This window comes from Vreelandella sp. GE22 (assembly GCF_968212445.1).
This window is the reverse complement of the sequence record NZ_OZ309110.1, coordinates 2,603,367-2,624,439: the sequence shown is the minus strand read 5'-3', so window position 1 is coordinate 2,624,439 and position 21,073 is coordinate 2,603,367. Positions and strand designations below refer to the sequence as shown.

At 60.4% G+C, this 21,073-nt stretch carries 21 protein-coding genes; 13 read left to right on the top strand and 8 right to left on the bottom strand.

Annotated elements, in window-relative coordinates:
* Positions 1-66 precede the first annotated feature (66 nt).
* The gene (locus ACWHRL_RS12350) at positions 67-753 is read right to left on the bottom strand and encodes a hypothetical protein (RefSeq protein WP_447893891.1); all 687 of its coding nucleotides are present in this window, start codon (positions 751-753) and stop codon (positions 67-69) included.
* A gap of 166 nt (positions 754-919) precedes the next feature.
* Between ACWHRL_RS12350 and corA the strand changes: the two genes are divergently transcribed.
* From corA to ACWHRL_RS12335, 3 genes are all read left to right on the top strand, one after another.
* The gene (gene corA / locus ACWHRL_RS12345; protein WP_447893890.1) at positions 920-1,888 is read left to right on the top strand and encodes a magnesium/cobalt transporter CorA; all 969 of its coding nucleotides are present in this window, start codon (positions 920-922) and stop codon (positions 1,886-1,888) included.
* Positions 1,889-2,000: 112 nt separating this feature from the next.
* A complete protein-coding gene (locus ACWHRL_RS12340; protein ID WP_447893889.1) occupies positions 2,001-3,173 on the top strand; it encodes an alcohol dehydrogenase catalytic domain-containing protein in 1,173 nt (390 codons plus the stop codon).
* A 22-nt stretch (positions 3,174-3,195) separates the two neighbouring features.
* Positions 3,196-4,245: a proline racemase family protein gene (locus tag ACWHRL_RS12335; RefSeq protein ID WP_447529432.1), complete on the top strand. Its 1,050-nt coding sequence runs from the start codon at positions 3,196-3,198 to the stop codon at positions 4,243-4,245.
* Positions 4,246-4,397: 152 nt separating this feature from the next.
* On the opposite strand, the gene arfB is transcribed toward ACWHRL_RS12335, so the two are convergent.
* Together arfB and ACWHRL_RS12325 are read right to left on the bottom strand one after the other, a co-directional pair.
* The gene (gene arfB / locus ACWHRL_RS12330; RefSeq protein ID WP_447893888.1) at positions 4,398-4,811 is read right to left on the bottom strand and encodes an alternative ribosome rescue aminoacyl-tRNA hydrolase ArfB; all 414 of its coding nucleotides are present in this window, start codon (positions 4,809-4,811) and stop codon (positions 4,398-4,400) included.
* Between the two features lie 9 nt (positions 4,812-4,820).
* Positions 4,821-5,768 (bottom strand): D-2-hydroxyacid dehydrogenase family protein, encoded by a 948-nt coding sequence (locus ACWHRL_RS12325; protein ID WP_447893887.1) that lies wholly within the window; start codon positions 5,766-5,768, stop codon positions 4,821-4,823.
* Between the two features lie 162 nt (positions 5,769-5,930).
* On the opposite strand from ACWHRL_RS12325, the gene ACWHRL_RS12320 reads away from it, so the two are divergent.
* The 5 genes from ACWHRL_RS12320 to ACWHRL_RS12300 all read left to right on the top strand — a co-directional run bounded on the left by ACWHRL_RS12320 (position 5,931) and on the right by ACWHRL_RS12300 (position 10,411).
* Positions 5,931-6,545 (top strand): flavin reductase family protein, encoded by a 615-nt coding sequence (locus tag ACWHRL_RS12320; RefSeq protein WP_447893886.1) that lies wholly within the window; start codon positions 5,931-5,933, stop codon positions 6,543-6,545.
* A gap of 234 nt (positions 6,546-6,779) precedes the next feature.
* On the top strand, positions 6,780-8,819 hold the full coding sequence (locus ACWHRL_RS12315; RefSeq protein ID WP_447893885.1) for a methyl-accepting chemotaxis protein: 2,040 nt from the start codon (positions 6,780-6,782) through the stop codon (positions 8,817-8,819).
* 80 nt (positions 8,820-8,899) lie between these two features.
* Entirely contained in the window at positions 8,900-9,526 is a 627-nt protein-coding gene (locus ACWHRL_RS12310; RefSeq protein WP_447893884.1) for an SDR family oxidoreductase, read from the top strand.
* An 8-nt stretch (positions 9,527-9,534) separates the two neighbouring features.
* On the top strand, positions 9,535-10,008 hold the full coding sequence (locus ACWHRL_RS12305) for a metallophosphoesterase family protein (RefSeq protein WP_447893883.1): 474 nt from the start codon (positions 9,535-9,537) through the stop codon (positions 10,006-10,008).
* 64 nt (positions 10,009-10,072) lie between these two features.
* Positions 10,073-10,411 carry a hypothetical protein gene (locus ACWHRL_RS12300; RefSeq protein WP_447893882.1) on the top strand — a complete coding sequence of 113 codons (339 nt, stop codon included), beginning with the start codon at positions 10,073-10,075 and terminating at the stop codon, positions 10,409-10,411.
* Here the strand turns inward: ACWHRL_RS12300 and ACWHRL_RS12295 are convergent.
* A complete protein-coding gene (locus ACWHRL_RS12295) occupies positions 10,408-10,644 on the bottom strand; it encodes a DUF3820 family protein (RefSeq protein WP_447896173.1) in 237 nt (78 codons plus the stop codon). The genes ACWHRL_RS12300 and ACWHRL_RS12295 overlap by 4 nt on opposite strands.
* Before the next feature lie 236 nt (positions 10,645-10,880).
* On the opposite strand from ACWHRL_RS12295, the gene ACWHRL_RS12290 reads away from it, so the two are divergent.
* Entirely contained in the window at positions 10,881-11,306 is a 426-nt protein-coding gene (locus tag ACWHRL_RS12290) for a VOC family protein (RefSeq protein ID WP_447893881.1), read from the top strand.
* Between the two features lie 33 nt (positions 11,307-11,339).
* Here ACWHRL_RS12290 and ACWHRL_RS12285 read toward each other — a convergent pair whose 3' ends face one another.
* Complete coding sequence (locus ACWHRL_RS12285; protein WP_447893880.1) at positions 11,340-12,233, bottom strand: AraC family transcriptional regulator N-terminal domain-containing protein; 894 nt, start codon at positions 12,231-12,233, stop codon at positions 11,340-11,342.
* A gap of 173 nt (positions 12,234-12,406) precedes the next feature.
* Between ACWHRL_RS12285 and ACWHRL_RS12280 the strand changes: the two genes are divergently transcribed.
* Positions 12,407-13,468, top strand: a complete 1,062-nt coding sequence (locus tag ACWHRL_RS12280) for an NAD(P)-dependent alcohol dehydrogenase (protein ID WP_447893879.1) — start codon at positions 12,407-12,409, stop codon at positions 13,466-13,468.
* A gap of 83 nt (positions 13,469-13,551) precedes the next feature.
* On the opposite strand, the gene ACWHRL_RS12275 is transcribed toward ACWHRL_RS12280, so the two are convergent.
* The gene (locus ACWHRL_RS12275; protein ID WP_447529420.1) at positions 13,552-14,340 is read right to left on the bottom strand and encodes a class I SAM-dependent methyltransferase; all 789 of its coding nucleotides are present in this window, start codon (positions 14,338-14,340) and stop codon (positions 13,552-13,554) included.
* Between the two features lie 184 nt (positions 14,341-14,524).
* Between ACWHRL_RS12275 and nfsA the strand changes: the two genes are divergently transcribed.
* A complete protein-coding gene (gene nfsA, locus ACWHRL_RS12270) occupies positions 14,525-15,262 on the top strand; it encodes an oxygen-insensitive NADPH nitroreductase (protein ID WP_447893878.1) in 738 nt (245 codons plus the stop codon).
* 32 nt (positions 15,263-15,294) lie between these two features.
* On the opposite strand, the gene ACWHRL_RS12265 is transcribed toward nfsA, so the two are convergent.
* Both ACWHRL_RS12265 and ACWHRL_RS12260 read right to left on the bottom strand, forming a co-directional pair.
* Positions 15,295-18,105: an EAL domain-containing protein gene (locus tag ACWHRL_RS12265; RefSeq protein ID WP_447893877.1), complete on the bottom strand. Its 2,811-nt coding sequence runs from the start codon at positions 18,103-18,105 to the stop codon at positions 15,295-15,297.
* A 154-nt stretch (positions 18,106-18,259) separates the two neighbouring features.
* Complete coding sequence (locus tag ACWHRL_RS12260) at positions 18,260-18,727, bottom strand: hypothetical protein (RefSeq protein ID WP_447893876.1); 468 nt, start codon at positions 18,725-18,727, stop codon at positions 18,260-18,262.
* Positions 18,728-19,093: 366 nt separating this feature from the next.
* Between ACWHRL_RS12260 and ACWHRL_RS12255 the strand changes: the two genes are divergently transcribed.
* Positions 19,094-19,360: a DksA/TraR family C4-type zinc finger protein gene (locus ACWHRL_RS12255; RefSeq protein ID WP_447893875.1), complete on the top strand. Its 267-nt coding sequence runs from the start codon at positions 19,094-19,096 to the stop codon at positions 19,358-19,360.
* A gap of 101 nt (positions 19,361-19,461) precedes the next feature.
* Positions 19,462-21,063 (top strand): PQQ-dependent sugar dehydrogenase, encoded by a 1,602-nt coding sequence (locus tag ACWHRL_RS12250; protein ID WP_447893874.1) that lies wholly within the window; start codon positions 19,462-19,464, stop codon positions 21,061-21,063.
* Positions 21,064-21,073: the final 10 nt, after the last annotated feature.

The window sequence follows — 21,073 nt, the reverse complement described above, 5'->3', positions numbered from 1 at the left end:
TCCCGTTCGAAACGTATCGGCGCGGGGGCCGCGCCGATACGAGCTCGAACCATCGTCGAAGGCGTCTTAACGCTCCAAAAGCGGCAGGCTTTGCTCGAATAGCTGCTCGATCGGGCCGAGCTGGCTTTCGTGCAGGATCAACAGCGTTTTACCGCCACCGCGCTGTTCGCTAAGCGGGGTGAGCAGCGCGAATTCGCCTTCTTCGAGGTGAAATTCGTGAATCTCACGCAGTCCTTCGGCGGTCTCACAAAGCGAGCAGCGGTAGGTGTCGTCCTCACCGTAGACCAGGCGGTGGTACATCTTGAACTGGGTATAGAGCGAAAGGCCGCCTTCGAAAGCGGGCCAGCGCGCCGGCGTTGTCTGAATGTCGTCGTCGAGCGCGACCCCCTTGGCCACGGCGTTGGCGATGGCCTCCGAGAGCGGCCTGGCCAGCAGCGCGCCTTCGTTCGAAGGCTGGGGCGTGCTTTGGCGCGACTGCCCGAAGCCACTGGCCGCGGCGCGAAAGTCTTCGAGCGAGGCAAGCGGGTAATCGATGTGTTCCAGGTCATTGGGTTCACAGCCGCCGTTTTCCCAACCGTGTACGATCCTGAGCGTCACCTGGCCGCGGGTCATCGGCCGACCCAGCAGCATATAAAGCGCGACCTTGATATGCAGCTCGCGCTCGGGGGTGTTGTTCTCGAAAGCTTGATAGGGCGCGGCAAACAGACCGTGCAACCGTCCGTTAACGTGTTCTTTGGCTTCGGTGAAGGTCATGATGTTTTCCTCAAGGGCACGGTTTCCTCTAAAAGTATGGCTTTTTAGCCGCAATAGCATTAATTATCGCATCTATCCGTTAACGCCTGGATTCAACGTAGGCTAAAGTTATCAGCCTTTACGCCGGGTTATGGCACTTCTTAACGTTTTTTCAGGATGCAAAGCGATGATTCGCAGTATGTTGACAGCGCCGGACGGCACGTTTCAGACCGGCGGCGAGGAGCTCTTCGCGCAGTGGCAGCAAAACCCGGAGAGCCACATCTGGATCGACCTGCAGGGCGAGACGCAGGAGACCGAGCGTGCGCTACTCGAGCGCTTCGAGTGTCATCCGCTGGCCATTCAGGATGCCCACAAGGAGCGCCACCCGCCCAAGATCGAAGAGTTCGAGCAGCATACGCTGATCATCTACCGGGGCATTTCCTCTTTCGATGCCGAGCTCAACTTCATCCCGCAGCAGATCGCGTTTTTTATCGGTGAACGCTTTCTGATCACGCTGCACCCGGGCGAGGCAATGAGTGTCGAGCGGCTTTTCAACGCCCAGGGCCAGGCGCTTTTGGCGCAGTCGCCGGAGCGCGCCGCGCTCAGAGTCATGTACACCTCGGCGGGGTTTTATAGCGACAGCCTGCTGGAGTTCGAAACCGCGCTGAGCGACCTGGAAGACGAGCTTTTGGACAACGGCAACGACGTGCTGATGCGCAAAATCATTACCTACCGGTCCCGATTGGTCAAAATGCGCCGTATTTTCAGCTACCACAAGGGCATTACCCAGGAGCTGACCGCCTACGACTACGAACACCTGCCGCGGGATCAAAGCGAAACCCTGCACGCGATCAACGATGTGGCCGAGCGCTTCGAGCGCCTTTATAGCCTGACCCAGATGTACTACGAGATCTGCGGCGACTTGGTCGATGGCTACATCTCGATCTCTTCACACCAGCTGAACATCACCATGCGCGTGCTCACGGTGATTACCGCGATTTTCGTGCCGCTGACCTTTATTGCCGGTATCTACGGCATGAACTTCGAGGTCATGCCAGAGCTTGGCTGGCGCTACGGTTACTTCTTCGTGTGGGGCGCTATGCTTGGCATCGCGGGCGTGTTGATTTGGCTGTTTAAACGCAAGGGGTGGTTTTAACCGCGGCGAAAGATTCGGCGCGGGGGGGATTGAGGGGGCCTTTAAATTTGATAGGGTCTTTTAAACCCACTCAGACCTTGACGGGTTTGAACTCAACCACAGGAGGCCGTTTATGGCCGATGTGCGCTCCGTTTCGGATACCATGGCCGCCATGCTGCTGACTGGCCACGGCGATGTCGATAAGCTCGAGTATCGAGAGGACGTCGCCACCCCCGCGCCGGGCCCGGGTCAGGTACTGGTCAGGGTCACCGCGACCGCCAAGAACAATACCGACCGCAAGGCCCGCGAAGGGCTCTACCCGACCAAAGGCAAGGAGGAAGTGACCTCCTTTGCGATGGGCGGTGCGCCGACCCTTGGCTTTCCGCGTATTCAGGGCGCGGACGTGGCCGGGCGGGTCGTCGCGGTGGGCGAGGGCGTCGATGCTTCGCGCATCGGTGAGCGTGGGCTTTTGGATTTCAACCTCTACGCTGATGAGCGCGGGGATATCAACCTGACCCCGGACTACTACGGCCACGGCGCCGACGGTGGCTTCGCCGAGTACGTCGCGCTGCCCTCGGATCAGTTCTACCACATCCCCAACGAAGGACTTGGCGACGCCGAACTCGCCTCGATGGGCATGTGCTCGTATCAAACCGCTTATCACATGATGACCGCCGCCAACGTGCGCGCGGGGGAGCGCGTGCTGGTCAGCGGCGCCAGCGGCGGCGTGGGCACCGCGCTGATCCAGCTTTGCCGCATCGTCGGGGCGATTCCCTTTGCGGTGAGCCAGCCGGACAAAGCGGATGCGCTGATTGCACTCGGTGCCGAGGCGGTGATCGACCGGGGCGATCTTGCAAGCTTCGTCGAGCGTGTGCTCGAGGCCACCCAGGGCGCGAACATCGACGCGGTCTTGGACCTGGTGGGCGGGCAGATGACCGATCTCTTCATCGACACCATGATTGGCGATATGCAGGCGCGCACTACCTACCCGCGGCTGTCGATTGCCGGCGCCAGCGGCGGCAACGTCAGTGAAATCATGTGGACGCGTATTTATCTCTATCAGGTACAGATCTTTGGCGTCTCTCACGGAACGCGCGAAGAGGCGGCGCAGCTAATGGCGTGGATCAAAAGCGGTGAGCTCAAGCCCGTGCTTCACGCGGCGTTCAAGCTCTCCAGACTTCACGACGCCGAGCGTTACTTCATGAACCGCGCCAGTAGCTACCTGGGTAAGATCGTGATCGTCCCCGATGCCCAGTGGGAGGCTCACGGCGCGGCGTTCGCGCTCGAATCAAACGGAGCGTCGTGACCACTTGACCGGGAGCTTTGCCGTGAAAAAACGCCATACCATTGAACTGATGGACACCCACGCCGGCGGTGATGTCAGCCGCATCGTCACCGGCGGTATCGATGCGCTGCCAGGGATGAGCGTGCGCCAGCAAATGGAGTATTTGCGCGACGACGCCGATGGCTTGCGTCGGCTGCTGCTCGAGGAGCCCTACGGCATCCCTGAAATGTCGGTGGACCTGCTCGTGCCCGCGGTCCACCCGGAAGCGGTAGCGGGCTATATCATCATGGAGGTCATGGGGTATCCCATTTACTCGGGCTCCAACACGCTGTGTACGGCCACCGCGGTGCTCGAAAGCGGCCTGGTGGCCAAGCAGGAGGGGATTCAGCGCTTCAACCTGGAGGCCCCGGCGGGGCTCGTTCAGATCGAGGCGCGGGTGCATAACGGCGTGGTGGAATCCGTCACCTGCGGCGGCCTGCCAAGCTATATCGATACCTACCGCGAGAGCGTCGCGGTGCCGGGGATTGGCGAGGTCACCTACTCGATCGCCTATAGCGGCGGCTTCTACGCGCTGGTCGACGCCGAGGCGCTGGGCTTCAAGCTGGTCCGCGAGGAGGAGGCCGCGCTTGCCGCCTGCGCCTATAAAATCGTCGAGGCGATCAAGGCCAAGCGCGGCTTCTCCCACTACACCCTGGGCGATGTGGGGCCGCTGCCGTTTTTACACTTCCTGGGGCCGGAAGAGCAGGTTGGCGAGGATTATATTCGCTCGCGCTCGACCACCTACGTACACCCCGGCGTGATTTGTCGCAGTACCACGGGCACCGGCACCTCGGCCAGGCTTGCATTAATGCAGTACGAAGGGCGGCTCAACGTCGGGGACAAGCTCGAAACCATTTCACTTCGTGAAACCGGTTTCATCGGTACTTTTATCGGCACCCATCAGGAAGGCGCCTACCAGGTAGTGGAGAACACCATTACCGGGCGCAGCTACGTGCTGGCCACCTCGCAAATCGTGATCAACTGCGACGACCCTTTGGTCGCCTGCGGCGAGCTTCACCATATCTTGAGCGACCGTCACGCTGAAGGCGATTAGGGGCAGGAGTAGCGGTATATGCGCTGGCTCGACTCCTTGCCGTGGCCCCGGGCGGTCCGTAGCGGGGGTCTTTCGCCAGGGATGGCGAAAGTAGCGTACAGGGAGGTATTTACAGCGCCCCCGCGTAGGATTGCCCGGGGCCACTTCCATGCTCAGGGCGACACCTTGCCTCGCAGCGATTTCACCGTGCCCTTGCGGGTTTTGTTATCCACCCGCCGGCGCTTGGCGCCTTTGCTGGGTTTGGTCGGGCGGCGCGCCTTGCGCGGCGTGACCGCCTCCAGAATCAGCGCTTTGAGCCGCGCCAGCGCATCCTCTTTATTGAGCTCTAGAGTGCGATGGCTCTGGGCCTTGATGATGATGACGCCTTCCTTGCTGATCCGTTGATCGGAAAAGGCCATCAGCCGCTCCTTGTACCCCGCGGGCAGGGTGGAGCTCAAAATATCGAAGCGCAGATGCACCGCCGAGGCGACCTTGTTCACGTTCTGGCCGCCCGCGCCCTGGGCGCGGATCTGGCTGATCACGATTTCCCAGTCCGCCAGCGTCACGTTGTTGGAAATTTGAAGCATCGTTAGGGGTTATCCCGCCAGGTTGGTCACCGGTTGGTTGTCGATAAAGGCCAACAGATTGTCGAAGGCATCGTTAAAGTAGAGCTCGAAGCTGTCTTTTTCAACATAGCCCAGGTGCGGCGTGGCGATGACGTTGGGCAGTTCGAAAAGCGGGTGCGAGGTGAGGGGCTCCTCGTCGAAGACGTCCAGAGCCGCGCGCCCGGGCCGGCCGGCTTTCAAGGCCGCCTCCAAAGCCCCCGGGGCAATCAGCCCCGCGCGGCTGGTGTTGACCAACAGCGAGCCGGGCTTCATGCGCGTTAGATGCTCTTCGGTGACGATGTGTTGGGTCTTGTCGTTTAGACGAAGATGCAGGCTCACCACGTCGGCGCGTTCGAAAAGCGCCTGCTGGTTTTGCACCACGCCAAGCCCCGCGTCGATCGCGCGCTCCCGGCTGCCGGAGCGCCCCCACACCAACACTTTCATACCAAACGCCTGGGCGTAACGGCCGACTACGCTGCCGATACGGCCATAGCCAAAAATACCCAGCGTGCGCCCCTTGAGGCCCGTGCCCAGGGTGCGCTGCCAGCGCCCGGCCTTGAGGTTTTCCACCTCTTCGGGAATATGGCGCATCGCCGCCAGTATCAGCGCCCAGGTCAACTCCGCCGCGGCATCCGGCGAGCCCTTGCCGGCCATCACCGTGATCCCTTGGCGCTTGCAGGCCGCAATATCCACGTGCGCCGCGCCGCCACCGGTTTGGCTGATCACCTTGAGCTTTGGTAGCCGCTCGATGAGCGCTTGGGTCATCGGCGTGCGCTCGCGAATCAGTACCAGGGCGTCGGCGTCCTTGAAGCGCTCTACCTGGGCTTCGAGCTCGGTCACGGTGTCGTTGTAGATGGTCACCGTCAGTCCGTCGAGTTTTTGAAAGGCGCCCAAGTGGCGAACGCAGTCCTGGTAGTCATCGGGTATCACTATATGCACGGGCGTCTTCCTTGAACTTTTGAATCGATAAACGTCTTTCACTATTAAAGCACAGACATCAGGCGGTATTGACCGCTACCCTTTAACCACTGTCGTTTTAAAACGTTTCAAATAATCCGGCCTTTAGCGGCCGGTCCACCATCAGGCAAGAAGGAGAGCGCCATGGCCCACTACGTAGTGGAAGACAATGAACTAAGCGCGGGTACGATTTACCGGCTTTTCTCGGGCACGATCTGCCCGCGCCCGATTGCCTGGGTGGCCACACGCGACGCCCAGGGGAGGGCCAATCTCGCGCCGTTTTCGTTTTTCAACGTGGCAAGCGTCGATCCGCCGGTACTGGCGTTTGCGCCGCTACTGGATGGCGAAGGCAGGGCCAAGGACACGGTGAACAACATCGAAGCGGTGGGCGAGTGCGTCGTGCACGTGGGTAGCGAGGATTTGATCGAGGCGCTCAACGCGACCAGCGCCACGCTCGACGCCCAGGAGGACGAGTTCACGCTTGCCGGGCTCGAAAAAGCCGAAATGCCGGGTGTTAGCGTGGCACGCATCAAGGACGCCCCGGTCGCCTTTGGCTGCCAACGTTACGATGTGATCCGCTTTGGCGATAAACCGTTGGCAGGCTCGCTGGTGTTGGTGCAGGTAGTGAGCATTCACATCGACGAGCAGATATGGGACGGGCGCCACGTGGACATGGCAACGCTCAAACCTACCGGCCGGCTGGCCGGCAACGACTACGTGCGGATCACCGACCGTTTCGTGATCGAGCGGCCGAGCTAATCGAGAGGAGACTTTTTATTGCGCTCTTCTTCGTAAAATTCGCTTAAGTTTAACGAGCCTTGGCCGATATAAGTGCCGCACTGCGCCCGATGTCCAGGGGCAGCGAACGTGATGTCCAAACGGTATGGCCACGCTCTTTATTTTAACTATAAGCGAACACGAAGAATGAAAAAGTCGTTAAGTATCCGCGCTATGTTGATTGGCCTTTTTACGGCGGCCGTGTTGGGAGCTTGTGTGCTCGCAACGACGGGTTGGTTCACCAACCAGCGGCTCGTCAACGCCCAGCATTATATTACCGGGGATGTATTGCCCCTTCAGGAAGCTAGCCGCCACCTGGTGCTGACGTTGGGGGCCTTTGGTCAGCGCCACGCCGATATGCTGGCGGCGCAAAGTGAGGCGGGGCTGGGTGCGGCCACCTCCCAGGACGTATTGAATGAGCGTTATCAGCGTGCCCGCGAAGACCTGTCGCGCCTCTCCCACGCAGACCAGGTGGCGCGTTTGGCGTCGCTGGATGCAAGCTATGAAAACCTGCTCGAAGGTGACAGCGCACTGGATAGGGTGCGTCGGGACACGTTGAGCCTGCGCATTCGAATCGCAGCGCAAATCGACGAGATGGAGCAGCGCATCAACAGCGTCATTCAAAGTGCGCAAACCGTATCCGACCGTACGCTTTACACTCAGTCGCGCCGCGAGGCGGCCCAGCGCGATATGATGGAGGCCTGGCGAGAAGAGGGCACCACCTCCCTCCCGACCCAGCTTTTGGATGATTTGTACGCCCCCCGCGTCGATATCGGTAGGTTGAGCGGCGAGGCGCGAGTGGCCATTGCAAGACTTGCGGATTTAAGCCGTCAGATGCTGCATGCAAGCGATATCGATGAGCTGATGGATCTGCGTAACTATGTCATCGTCCCCCAAGTAGCGCTGGCGCTGCAGTCGCTGGCGGCCATTGCCGAAGCGCCTAGTACCGAAGTGGAGCAACGCGCCGTCATCGCAGCGCTGGCCGACGAGATCACCGAACTCAACGAGCTAATGGTCGAAGACCCGGACTCGGTATACGCGTTGCGCGAAGCGCAGCTTGCGCTGGATGCACGCACCCAGGCGGCGCTTGCCGAAACCACCGCCGCCCTGGCGTCGATGCAGGATAATCTAAGCGATATCAACAGCTACATCACCACCCAGGCTAGCGGCGCCGCCACCGCCGCCGTGCGCCTGGCCGATACCGGGCGCACGCTATTGATATTGGTGACGCTGGGCGTCATTGCGCTACTCGCCATATTTGGCTGGCGCACGCTGGTTCGCGTACTGGGCCCACTGGTACTGATGCGCCGGCAAATGGAGACGATTGGCGGCGACGACGGAGAGCGCGCCGATCTTTCCAAACGTCTGGCGCTCAAGCATGACGACGAAGTCGGTAAGGCCGCGTTTGCCTTCAATCAAATGATGGATACGTTCGAAGCTATGGTGTGCCAGGTGCGCGAAAGCGCCGAAGACATTGCCCACAGCAGTGGCCAGATTGCCGGGGGCAATGAAAACCTGTCCGGGCGCACGGATCAGCAGGCAAGCTCACTGGCGCAGACGGCCTCGAGCGTGGAGCAGATGACCGCCACAGTGAAGCAGACGGCGGACTACGCCGAACAAGCGAAAAAGGCAAGCCATCACGTCGATCAGCGCGCCCGCGCCGCCGGCGGTGTGGCCAAACAAAGCGCCGAGGCGATGAGCGACATTCGCCATTCCAGCGAGCAGATTACGTCGATCGTCAAAGCGATCGACGATATTGCCTTTCAAACCAACCTGCTTGCCCTTAATGCATCGGTGGAAGCCGCGCGCGCCGGTGAGCAAGGACGCGGTTTTGCCGTGGTGGCCCAGGAGGTTCGCAAGCTGGCCGGACGCAGTGCCGATGAGGCCGCGCAGATTCGCCACTTGGTCGATGACAGCGTCAAAAAAGTCAGCGAAGGTGAGCAGTTGGTCCTCGCCTCGAGCAACCACCTGCAAGACATCATCGATAGCTTGGGCGAGGTGACGCATTATGTCAGCGATATCGCCGACGCCACCTCCGAGCAGTCCTCGGGTATCGAGCAGATCAACGAGGCGATCGCTCAGCTCGACCAGGTCACCCATCAAAACGCCAAACTGGTACAGGAGGCGACTCAGGCAAGCCAACGGCTGGATGAGCGGGCCGGGGACATGCACGCTCTGATGAGCCGGTTCCAGGTCAGTGGCTACGCTGAAACCAAAGCGCTACCCGCTAGCGAGAAAGCCCCACAACTGGCTTGAGCGTCGACCCGGGGTTGAATTCGCCTGCCAGCGTCGGCATTTACTGTTCAACAGTTGAAACGATACACAAGGAGTGAAGTATGACGACGCTCGTAGTCGGTGCCAACGGTCAAATCGGTAAGCAGTTTTGCGAACAGGCCCAGCAGGATGGCGTAGCCGTCAAGGCGATGGTGCGCCGCGAGGAGCAGGCCGAGTGGTTCAAGGCCCGCGGTATCGAGGTCGTCATCGGCGATCTCGAAGGCGAGATGGCCCATGCCTTCGAGGGCTGCAACGAGGTGGTCTTCACCGCCGGCTCGGGCCCGCACACCGGGCCGGACAAGACGCTGTTGATCGATTTATATGGCGCGATTCGCACGGCGGATATCGCCAAAGAGAAAGGCCTCGAGCGGTTTGTCATGGTCAGCGCGATCCGTGCCGAGCAGCCCCTCGAAGCGCCAGAGAAGATGCGCCCCTACATGGCGGCCAAGTTCGCCGCCGACCGGCATCTACAAAGCACCGGGTTGCCCTACGTGATTCTAAAACCCGGACCGTTGACCGATGACGCGCCGACGCATGGGTTTAGCGACTCGATGGAGGCGAGTGCAGGGGCGATCACCCGCGCGGACGTCGCCTACGCGCTTCTTCACGTGGTCAAAACCCCGGCGCTGAAAAACCAATCCGTGACGCTACTAAACGGCGAACGCTCCATCGACGCGCTGTTTAGCTAGCCGCTCGTATGAAACTCGACGCCCCCGTTGGCGTAATCGCCGACACCCACGGCCTGCTGCGCGACGAAGCGCTGACGCTTTTGGCAGGCTGTGGGGCGATTTTGCACCTGGGCGATGTGGGTAATAAGCCCGATGACGCTTTGATCCTCGACCGGCTCGAAGCGCTCGCCCCGCTTTACACGGTCAGGGGCAATATCGATACCGCGGACTGGTGTGAAAAACTGCCCGCCACGCAAACGCTGCTCGTCAACGGCTGGCGGCTGCACCTGGTGCATCGGCTCGCGGACTTCGACGAGGCGGTTGCCTGCGATGTAGTCCTTCATGGCCACTCGCACAAACCGCGCAACGAATGGCAAGGCGATAGGCTTTTGTTCAACCCGGGAGCGGCGGGCAAGCGCCGTTTCAAACTGCCGTTGACGCTTGGCAAGCTTTGGCTTGGCGAGCGTCGTATCCAGCGCGCTATTATCCATCTACCTTTGTAGCGCTTGCCCGGTAGACCACCGGCCAAGCACTTCAAAACGGGTGCTTGAAAACGAGAAGAGAGCGATGCCCCCACCCACTTCGCTTGCCTGCGCCGTTCGAACGCTGCTGGCGAGCGCCCCTGAAAGCCAATTGCCGTTCACCTACCAGCAGGTTGCAGAGCAGTTAGGCCTTACCCCTCCACGCACCATTGCAAGAGTGACCCAAGCGCTCGAGGCGCTAATGCGTGAGGATGCGGCGGCAAAGCGGCCGTTTATCGCCGCGCTGGTGGTCAGCCGGCGCGACGCTATACCGGCGACAGGATTTTTCGAGCTGGCAACCACCCTTGAGCGCTTTCCTCACGACCCCGCCCGCCAACGCGCCGCCTATCAGGTGGAATACGCTAAAGCACTCGCTACACGCTAGTGCTTGCGACTGGTTGCTGGGGGAGAGCGGCGTAGCGGGTCGAGTAGTCCGCTCAAGCCATTGTGATCGATTTCGTGCATCAGTTGGAGAAGCTGGCCAATCTCTCCCGAAGGAAAGCCCTCACGTGCAAACCAGTTAAGGTACGGCCCTGGCAGGTCGGCAATGAGCCAGCCGTGGTGTTTGCCAAACGGCATCGTGTAGGTCACCAGCTTTTCAAGATCGTCGGGGTTCACGGTCAACCTTTCTCACTTATTGATAGTCGTCGAAGACCAATGGCGTTAGGCATTGGTCGATAATCAGCGCGTCTGGGCTATTTTATCCCCATCAAAAGCCTTCGGATGGAGCGTTTTTTGAATCGGGTCAAAAATATGATTTTGTTTTCGTAAAAAGCCGCCTAGCATGGCTTTAAAGCGGCACTTTAGCCAAACGACCCTCGCCAAGTGGTGGCGCATTATTCAAGGAGCTTGCCATGAGCCTTTCCCCGTTTCACCTTGCCATTCCCGTCCACGATGTGGCGCTGGCGCGTGCATTTTATAACGACGTATTCGGCCTGGAGGAGGGCCGCTCCAGCGAGAACTGGGTCGACTTCAACTTCTTTGGCCACCAGCTAGTCATTCACGGCCATCCCAAAACGCCGGGCCAGGAGAGCGCGCACACCAACCCGGTCGACGGTCACGACGTGCCGGTGCCGCACTTCGGCGTGCTTTTGGAGTGGGACGAATGGGAGGCGCTGGCCGAGCGGCTGAAAGCGCAGGGCATCGAGTTCGTGATCGAACCCTACGTACGCTTCAAAGGCCAGGTCGGCGAGCAGGCGACGATGTTCTTGCTCGACCCCTGCGGTAACGCCCTCGAGTTCAAGGCGTTCAAGGACAAGAGCCAGATATTCGCCAAATAAGCCGCTATTCGATGTAGCACTGGGCGCCGGGGGTTAAACCCCCGGCGCCTTTTCGCGTTGGCGGTGCTGTAAAGGTGGGTGACCAAAATAGCGCTTGTAGTCGCGGCTGAACTGGGCGGCGCTGCGGTAGCCCACCGCCAGCGCCGTCTGGTTCACGTTATGGCTTTGCTGGGTGAGAAGCTGCTGCGCCTTGAGCAGGCGCAGGCGCTTTATGTACTGCACCGGGGATGCCCGGGTTATCTGCTTGAAGTGCAGGTGAAACGCGGAGCTACTCATGTTTACCTGGCGGGCCAGCGCCTCGACGCTGACTTCCTCGGCAAAGTGGTCGTGCAACCTGGCCAGTACCTGCACGATACGCGCGTAGTGGCCGTGCCCCTGAACCAGCGCGCGCAGCGCCGGGCCCTGTTCGCCCTTGAGCGCCTCGTAGACGACGTCGCGAATGCGCGCCGCGCCCATGGCGCTGCACGCTTCGCTTTCGTGCAGGGTGTCGATCAACCGCGCCACCGCGCCTTGCATGGCGGCGTTCATGGCGACGGATGCCATGGGGCGCGGCGCGGCATTTTGCGGCGCACAGCCGCCCATGGCGGTGACGAGCTCCCCCAGTAGCGCTGGGTCGAGCTTGATCGAAATGCCCAGCAGCGGCGCTTGGGGGCTGGCGTCGGTTTCGCACTCGAAGGGCAGCGGTAGGGTTTGCACCAGGTACTGGCCCGGGTCGTAGTGGATTTCCCGGTCACCCAGGTAGCCGGTTTTTCGCCCCTGGGCGATGATGATCAGGCTGGGTTCGTACATGAGCGGCGTGCGCGCTTGGCGGCGCGGCAGATAGAGCAGCGACACCTGGTCGAGCCGCGAGGCATTGAAGCCTTCGTGGCGCACCAGCGGCTCTATGAGCCGAGCAAGCGGGCTCGAAGGGGCAGAAGAGGTCACCATGATCGGGTTCCAAAAGGCCGTTTAACGAGGATTGTGCCATTTTTGCACGGTTTTTTGTTACTTGATTGCAGGGTTTTGGAGAAAAAGGCAAAAACGGTGGAGCTTCCTTCATCGCAAGATGGCCCAATAGGGTCAATAATGAAGGTACTTTCATTCGACCACTCGGAGCGTTTATGACCCAGGCACACTCCTATGCCGCTTTTGCCGCCGATAAGCCGCTGGCCCCGTTTAGTTTTGAGCGCCGCGAACCGCGCCCGGACGACGTCGCCATCGAAATTCTCTACTGTGGCGTTTGCCACAGCGACCTGCACTTCGCGCGTAACGATTGGGGTATGAGCCAGTATCCGGTCGTGCCCGGCCATGAAATCGTGGGCCGCGTAACGGCAGTGGGCGACAAGGTCAGCCGCTTCAAACAAGGCGACCTGGTCGGCGTGGGCTGCATGGTCGATTCTTGCCGCAGCTGCAGCGCCTGTAAGGATGGCGTCGAGCAGTACTGCCTGGAAGGCTTCACCATGACCTATGGTAGCGAAGACCGCCAGGACGGTACCGTCACCCAGGGTGGCTACTCCGATTCCATCGTGGTGAGCGAACACTTCGTACTGCAAATGCCCGACGGCATCGATCTTGCCTCCGCCGCGCCGCTTTTGTGCGCCGGTATCACCACCTACTCGCCGCTCAAGCATCACGGCGTCGGTAAAGGGCACAAGGTCGGTGTCATCGGTATGGGCGGTTTGGGCCACATGGGCGTGAAACTGGCCAAAGCGCTGGGCGCCGAAGTCACGCTCTTTACTCGCTCGAGCGCCAAGATAGAAGAAGCCAAGCGCAACGGTGCCGACCACGTCGTGGTTTCAAGCGATCAAGAGCAGATGGACGCGGTAGCGGAAACCTTCGACTTCATGCTCGATACCGTGCCGGTCCAGCACGACCTGAACCCCTACCTGACCTCGCTCAAGTATGACGGCACGCACATCATCGTGGGTCTGCTGGAGCCGATCGAACCCGCTATCGAAGCGTTCAACCTGGTGTTCAAGCGCCGTGTCGTGGCTGGCTCGTTGATCGGTGGCATCGCCGAAACCGAAGAGTTCTTGAAGCTTTGTGCCGACCAGGGCATCACCTGCGACATCGAGATGCTCGACATCAATGCGATCAACGAAGGCTTCGAGCGTATGGAAAAAGGTGACGTGCGCTACCGTTTCGTGATCGACATGGCCACCCTGAAAGGCGATAAGGCCTGATTGCTCGCGCCTTGACACGTAGCCGATATCCACCGCCCACCTCGTGTGGGCGGTTTTTTACGTACCGTTTTGCAAAACGCTTTTTAAACCTCAGGCAGATGGGCGACGACGCGCAGGCGCACGTAGTCGGCGCTCCAGTGGCCCTGGCCGTCGCTCAAGCTATGAGAAAGAAGATTCAGGGTGTTATCCACCACGGTGTTCTTCATGTTCTCATCGAGGCCGTGCAGAAAGGGCCCGGCAAAGGTGTCGAGCCAGCCGGTCATGCCGGTGGGTAGCGGCGTTGGGCGCGCTACCAGTTCGATGCTATCGACCTTGAAGCCGACGGTTTCGAGCAGGTGGGTATACTCCTGGGCGGTAGGGAAATACCAGGGATGGCGGCCCCGGGCGCTGATGCCACGAAACTGGAGTGCCGCGATCAGCGCGGTGCAAATCGCGGCGATGTTACCGTGACCGCCAAACTCGGCTATGAGCCGCCCGCCAGGTTTCAGGGCGCGCTTGATGCAAGCCAACACCGTTTGCGGGTCGAGCAGCCAGTGCAGAACGGCGTTGCTGAACACCGCATCGAACTCTTGATCGAAGGGGAGCTGGTAGGCGTCGATGTGCCTGGCATCGAGGCCGCGCTGACGGGCGGCTTCGACCATTTCTTCGGCGGCGTCCACGCCGACGACGTCGGCGCCAAGCTGGCTGATACGCTCGGTCAAGGCGCCGTCGCCGCAGCCCAGGTCGAGAATACGCTCGCCAGGCCTGGCGGCCAGAAGATCCAGCACGTCGTTGCCAAGCGCCGGCACGAAGCTTGCGTGCTCGGCGTAATCCTGGGCATTCCAGCGCTGGCCTGGGCCTTGCTGATGTTGGTCTTCAAAGGTATCGGACATAGTGGGCTTCCGAGCGTAAAAAGAGAAAGTGTGTTCCAAGCACAGTATAGTCCGCTACCGGTAGCGTAATGAGCAAGCAATTAACGCTACCTTGCTTTATTTTCGCTACGTTATGGCCTCCCTGTAGGATGAGATTTCTACTGTAGAGGGCCGTTTTTCGAATTCGTATTCGCATTGAGGAAGTATGAACGACACCATCAAGTTAATGACGTCTCACCGCTCGATTCGCAAGTTTCGCGATCAGTCGATCCCCCGGGAGCTTTTGGTCGAGCTGATCGAAGCGGGCCAGGGCGCGGCGACCTCCAGCCACGTGCAGGCGTACAGCATCATTCACGTCAAGGCGCCGGAAAACCGCGAAAAGCTCGCGGAGCTTGCCGGTGGGCAGCCTTATATCCACCAGGCGTCGACGTTTTTGGTCTTCTGTGCCGATATGAAACGGCCCACCGAAGCCGCCGAGCGCACCGGGGCGAAGGTCGTACGTGGCATGACCGAACAGCTACTGGTCTCCACCGTGGATGCCGCGCTGGTCGCACAAAACGTGGCCGTCGCCGCGGAGTCGGAAGGCCTGGGCATCTGCTATATCGGTGGCTTGCGCAATAATCCCGCCGCGGTCAGCGAGCTTTTACGCCTGCCCGAGCACGTCTACCCGGTGTTTGGCATGTGCATCGGCTATCCCGAGCCTGATCAGATCCCCGAGGTGAAGCCGCGTCTGCCCGTCGAAGCGGTGCTCAAGGAAGATTACTACAGCGAAGACCGTGACCAGGTCGAGGCGTTCGATGAAACCATGAAGGCGTACTACCAAGCGCGTAGCAGTGCCAACAAGGACACCGATTGGTCGCACAATCTGACGCCGCTGTTCGATACCAAGCTGCGGGCCCATATGCGCGAATTTCTCATCGAGCGCGGTTTCGAAATGAAGTAACGCCCTGGCCTCGGCCGCGCCAAGGCCGGCGCTCAGGTTTGCGACAAGTCGTTCAATAGGGTGGTCAGCGGTATCGGCTCGCCCAGGTGGAACCCCTGGGCGTAGTGGATGCCGTGGGCCTGCAAAAGCGCAAGCAGCGCCGGCTGCTCGACGAACTCGGCGATGGTCTGCTTGCCAAAGCCTTTGGCGATGTCGGCAATGGCTTTGACGATGGTTTGGCTGTCCGGGTCGGTCAGCAGGTTGCGGATGAAGGAGCCGTCGATCTTGATGTAGTCCACCGGTAGCTGCCCCAGGTAGTGGAAGCTGCTAAAGCCGACGCCGAAATCGTCCAGCGCCGTTTTACAGCCCAGCTCACGAAGCTTTTGAAGCACGTTGTGAGCGGCAGAAAAATCGGTGATCGCGGCGGTTTCGGTGACTTCCAGTATCAGGCGGCAGGGGTCGACCCGGTGGGCGTGAAGCTCCTCGGTCAAGTACTGGCTCAGCTCCTGGTCGTGAAGCGATTGGCCGGAGAGGTTGAGCGCCAGCGAAATACCGTGCGCTTGAAGCGTGGCAAGCGCTTTCAAGCTGTGATGAATCACCCACCGGTCCAACTGGGTAATCAGCCCGCTATGCTCGGCGATAGGGATGAAGTGCGCGGGCAGCACGAGGCTATTATTGGCGCCGCGCATCCGGAGCAGCGCCTCATAGTGCTTAACGGAATGATCCTCCAAGTGCACGATGGGCTGCACCCAGATATCGAACGCGTCGTTGTCCAGGGCTTGGCGAAGCCGCTCGACCCAGTATACCCGCTCTTGAAGTTCGCCGCGGGCGTCGTCGGCGGTCGAGAGCACGTGCCAGTGGGGGTCGCCGTGCTCCTTGGCTTTGTACATAGCGATATCGGCACTGGCTAAAAGATCGGCCGGCGTACTGCCGTGCAAGGGGGAAAGCGCAATGCCCACGCTTGCTCCAATATGGTGCTTGCGCCCGGCGGCGTTGAAATCAATGGCGTTGATGAGCTGGATGACATACTCGGCCACGTGAGCCGCCTGTTCGCTCGAAATACCGCTCATCAGCAGCGCAAACTCGTCGCCGCCCAGGCGCGCAATGGTGCTGCGCTGCCCCAGGTTGGCGCTGAGCGTAGAGGCGACTTTCCTGAGCAGCCGGTCACCGACGTGGTGGCCGCTAAGCTCGTTGATCTCCTTGAAGCGGTTCAGGTCGAGCAGTAAAACGGCGACCTCGGTGTGCTCCTCGAGCGCTTTTACAAGGGCCTCGTAAAAGTAACGCCGGTTATGAAGCTCGGTCGTGGTATCGCGTTCGGTGAGCCACACCAGGCGCGCCTCGGCGGCCTTGCGCTGGGTAATATCCAGCCCCACGGTAACGCACGCCAGGGAGCCGTCGGCGGCGTGATGAAGCGGCGCGTGATACCAGGCAACGGTAGTACGACGCTTGTCGAGCGCTTCAAACGTGCTTTCTTCAGGTCCCGGCCGCTCATCGCTGCCCACTTGGCCTGTTTGAGTGCGCTCCCGAAGCGGGGCCGGCATCGGCTCGGGCTGATTGAACACCGCGTTGAAATGCTGGCCGATCAGTTCCCCCTCTTGGCACCCCAGTGCCTCGTGGGTAAAACAGTTGGCCAGACGGATATAGCCCTGGCGGTCCTGGCCGATAATGAAGACCTGAGCGGTATTGAGCAGGCTATTGACGAAATCGCGCTCGCAGGCGAGTTCGTCCACACGTACACAGAGCTCGTCGCTGCGCTCTTTTACATCGTTTTCCAACGCATGTAGTTGCAGCGCCAGCGCTCGCGTTGCCTCTTCCAATACGTCGATCTCGTTGCGCCAGCGTGCGGGCCCCGGCAACAGCGTGCCCTGTACGTTTTCGAACTCGCCGCGGGCCAGCGAAGGGAGCAAATGCGCCACGTGGCGAAGCCTGGCCATTGGTCCGAGCAAGATGATCAGCAGTAAAAGTTCTGCGAGTACCCAGCCGATAACGCCGACCAGCAGCAGGGTTTGGGTCGCGGTTCGAATGGAGGCTATCTGTAGTGACGTGTCGGCGACCAGTAAAAAGTAGCCTGTGCTGCGCCAGTCACCGTCGTCCTGCATATAGACCGCGCTGATTTCCAAATGACGGTCATCGTGCTCGACGCTGTAGGGGGCGTTCACCAGCCGGTAGATGGGGACGCTTTTCGCAACGTTTTCGATGACGGGCAGGGCCTGCTCCAGGTGGGTCAGGGCGATAACGCGGCCCTCCCATTCGGGGATATTATGCACAGGCGCCGCGTTTTGGGTCTCCTCGCCGCCGGTCACCATCAGCGCGAGGTCGCTGCCCGACACCGCTTTGACTTCGCGCATTACGTCGGCCAAATCCCGGGAAAAGATCACCACGCCGCTGCTTTGCCCCTCCAGCAGTACCGGCACCGCCGCAAATTGCTGGCAGGTCAGCGCGCAGCGAAGCCGGGTCAGCGGTGCTTCCATGGTGAGTACGTCGTTGATCCAGCGCCGAGCAGGGAAGATCGGCGCTTCGTCTCCCACGCCGAAGTGAAGTACCTGGTCCCCCAACCGATTGAAGACGAAAAGATTGTCCACGCCGCCTTCAAGCTGAAGCGTTGGCCATTGGGCGCTCAACAGTGCGCGCAGCTGGCTTTCGCTGCCGCTTTCTAGCGCCGCACCAAGCTCTGGCGCCGCCGCTGCCAGCCCCGTTAACTGGCGCAGACTGTTGCTCGAGCGCTGCATGGCCAGGTGTATCTCGCGCTGCTGGCGCTCGTGCTGCTCCTGGCGTGCGGATTCCAACTGACGGGTCAAGTAGTGTTGCCCAAGCCATACAAAAAGCGCCATTAATCCCAGCAGCAAGAGGCTGCTAAGAGCCACTACCCGCCATGTCAAACTTAACCAGCGGGGCGCTCGCCGAGGTGCCGTAGGCTGCATGAATAGTCGTTTCCCGGTAACCAACGCCTAGGCGTCGTGAAAAATGTCACAAGAGCGTATCCCGTGTTGGCTTGCCGTGCGCGCCGTAAAGGCGTTGTTAATCGATGGAAATAACGTGAACCGTATCATCTATACAGCGCCGCTCGAGATAGCCAAGTGCGCCCGGCGTGTTGGCCAGTTTTTCACGCATTTCGGACAAATCGCGCACGCGGTGGGGCGCTGCGCCCATACCTGAAAACGCGACACGATCCCAGGCAAGCTGGAGCTGATGCGGATAAACATCCAGCCACTCTTTGGCAAAGCGTGTGTGCGCCGGGTGGCGGTTAGGCAGCACGAACACCTTAACCACGTGCCCATCCGGCCAGGTTTGCTGGCGCAGGGAAAAGAGGGCGCGAACGCCATCGCGGCTTAGGCCGGAAGTGGTCACCCCAGGATGAGTCACCGGCAGTAAATCTTCGGATGCCCGTGTTTGAGCGTGGACATCGCTTAAACATAGCCAAAGCGCCAAAAGCAGCCCGATGCCCGCAGCGCTTGTCACTACGTTTTTCAAAGAAGGCGTTATCACACCCTGTGTCGGCTGAAAGCGCATTTCATGCATCGCTTTGCAACCCCTTGGGGTGCTCCTTTGGGTGGCATACATCTACGTATTCGCGCGTCAGCAACGTTGGACATGGTGCCTCTCTAAAGTGCTTTTTATTAACAATTGGTTATTAAGCTTATAGGCTTTTACGTATGACGAAAATAGACGAAGGTGTATTAAGCTAATGCCGGCTTGCGATAGGGTATCCGCCTTTATGGGCATGGACCGCGAGCGGGCGCCGCCCCATCCGCTTGCTTGAGTTTAAAGCGCAGATCGCTGACTGGCACTACACTAACAAAGAATCGATACCGCCGCGCCTTGGGGCGGTCACCACGACAAAGGAGAGTCACCATGGCCGGTGGATGGGCAAAAGATGGCGCCGAGCAAGAGCAAATCGAGAGCACGCTGGAAGATGGTGTCGAGCGGGCGCGAAGTCAGCTGCCGAGCGGCGAGAGCAACACGCACTGCGAGGAGTGCGACGCGGTGATCCCCGAGCCGCGGCGCAAGGCCCTGCCCGGCGTCAAACTTTGCATCGCCTGCCAAGCCGCCGAGGATAAAAAGGCCACCAGTGCCAGCGGCTACAACCGCCGCGGCAGTAAGGATAGCCAGTTACGTTAGCCTGCTGCGTTGACCCGGCGTATTAAAAACCTTCGACGATTGCGCTAGTGTAAAAGACCATCTCTCGCGTCGCACCCGCCACGCCCTGAAAGGCCCTTACCATGCGCAAAAGACCTACCTGGTCCCGTATTCTTATCCATTTCGCCATCGCGCTGCTGGCGGGTATTGTGTTGGGCAGCGTTATTCAAACTCAAATCAATCTAGCGGCGCTTGGACACATGGGCGTCGACATATCCGCTTTCCGGCGCGTGATGACGACACTTTGGGACCTGGTGACCTTTTCGCCGGTGTATGCGCTGTTGTTCTCCGTTGGGTTCATCGTCTCCCAAAGCGTGGCGCTTTTTATCTCCCGGCTGCTGTGGGCCGGCCGCTACCGGCTGCTGCTTTGCCCATTGCTGGCGATCACGGCGCTGTTCATCACCTTCCATTTGGTAAACTATTTTGCGCCGATGCCCACCCTCATTGCAGCGACCCGCACAACGCTTGGTTTCGTCGCCATGCTCTCGAGCGCGGGGTTTGCCGGATTGGTGCTGGCGCTATTAAGGGGGCGCGGCCATTACCACCGCCACGCAGCGCAAGCAGCCAAAACGGCGGCGATCCTTTTAACTGCTGCAAGCCCTTTGCTGGCTACGCCGCCGCCAGCGCTGGCCCAAAACGCCACACCGGCCTACCAGTTGGAGACCCTCACCGAAGGCCTGGAGCATCCCTGGTCGCTGGCCTTTTTACCCGATGGCTACATGCTGGTGACCGAGCGCCCCGGTCGTCTGCGGCTTTTAACCCCGGAGGGCGAACTCCTGGCCGCTATCGAGAATGTCCCCGCGGTATACGCCGCCGGCCAATCGGGGCTTTTCGATGTGCTGCTTTCGCCCCGCTTTGGCCAGGATCGAACGCTTTTTCTAAGCTACGCGTGTGGCGAAGAGGAGGCCAATCACACTTGCCTTGCCCGCGCCCGCCTGGAAGGCGAAGCGCTGGAGCCGGTGGAGGAGATTTTTCGCGCAAGCCCCGCCAAACGTGGGGCCGCCCACTACGGCGGGCGCCTGGCCTGGTTTGCCGATGACACGCTCATTTTGACCCTGGGCGATGGGTTCGACTACCGCGAGCAGGCGCAAAACAACGCCAATCATATCGGCACGATCGTGCGTTTGAATCGTGACGGCAGCGTCCCGGCGGACAACCCGTTCGTGAATGATAAAAGCGCCCGCCCGGAGATCTACAGTTTTGGGCATCGTAACGTTCAGGGCCTGGTGGTCGACCGCGATAACCGCATCATCACCCACGAACACGGACCTCGCGGCGGTGACGAGATCAACATCATCGCCCCCGGCGCCAATTACGGCTGGCCGATCGCCACCACGGGGCTCGACTACACCGGCGCTCGGGTCACGCCCTTTACCGAGTATCCCGGCACCGAGTCACCGCTTCTCGAATGGACGCCTTCGATTGCCCCGTCGGGCATGACCCGCTACGACGGCGCACTGTTCCCCGAGTGGCAGGGCGACTTGCTGGTCGGCGCGCTGGTGGACCAACAAGTGCGCCGCGTTACGCTCTCCGATGATGCCAGCGAAGCCGAGGATGTCGAAGGCCTGTTTGGCGAGCTCGACGAGCGCATCCGCGATGTCCGTACCGGCCCGGACGGCGCGATTTATCTACTCACCGATAGCCCCCAGGGGCGCCTTGTTCGCGTCACACCCGCCACACCTTGACGCCGAGGCC

Coding starts and splice junctions, on each gene's coding strand:
- ACWHRL_RS12320 (WP_447893886.1), top strand. CDS start 5,931: ATGGCCCACTACGTAGTGGAAGACAATGAACTAAGCGCGGGTACGATT.
- ACWHRL_RS12305 (WP_447893883.1), top strand. CDS start 9,535: ATGAAACTCGACGCCCCCGTTGGCGTAATCGCCGACACCCACGGCCTG.
- ACWHRL_RS12255 (WP_447893875.1), top strand. CDS start 19,094: ATGGCCGGTGGATGGGCAAAAGATGGCGCCGAGCAAGAGCAAATCGAG.
- corA (WP_447893890.1), top strand. CDS start 920: ATGATTCGCAGTATGTTGACAGCGCCGGACGGCACGTTTCAGACCGGC.
- ACWHRL_RS12340 (WP_447893889.1), top strand. CDS start 2,001: ATGGCCGATGTGCGCTCCGTTTCGGATACCATGGCCGCCATGCTGCTG.
- ACWHRL_RS12300 (WP_447893882.1), top strand. CDS start 10,073: ATGCCCCCACCCACTTCGCTTGCCTGCGCCGTTCGAACGCTGCTGGCG.
- arfB (WP_447893888.1), bottom strand. CDS start 4,811: ATGCTTCAAATTTCCAACAACGTGACGCTGGCGGACTGGGAAATCGTG.
- ACWHRL_RS12290 (WP_447893881.1), top strand. CDS start 10,881: ATGAGCCTTTCCCCGTTTCACCTTGCCATTCCCGTCCACGATGTGGCG.
- ACWHRL_RS12250 (WP_447893874.1), top strand. CDS start 19,462: ATGCGCAAAAGACCTACCTGGTCCCGTATTCTTATCCATTTCGCCATC.
- nfsA (WP_447893878.1), top strand. CDS start 14,525: ATGAACGACACCATCAAGTTAATGACGTCTCACCGCTCGATTCGCAAG.
- ACWHRL_RS12285 (WP_447893880.1), bottom strand. CDS start 12,233: ATGGTGACCTCTTCTGCCCCTTCGAGCCCGCTTGCTCGGCTCATAGAG.
- ACWHRL_RS12310 (WP_447893884.1), top strand. CDS start 8,900: ATGACGACGCTCGTAGTCGGTGCCAACGGTCAAATCGGTAAGCAGTTT.
- ACWHRL_RS12275 (WP_447529420.1), bottom strand. CDS start 14,340: ATGTCCGATACCTTTGAAGACCAACATCAGCAAGGCCCAGGCCAGCGC.
- ACWHRL_RS12280 (WP_447893879.1), top strand. CDS start 12,407: ATGACCCAGGCACACTCCTATGCCGCTTTTGCCGCCGATAAGCCGCTG.
- ACWHRL_RS12350 (WP_447893891.1), bottom strand. CDS start 753: ATGACCTTCACCGAAGCCAAAGAACACGTTAACGGACGGTTGCACGGT.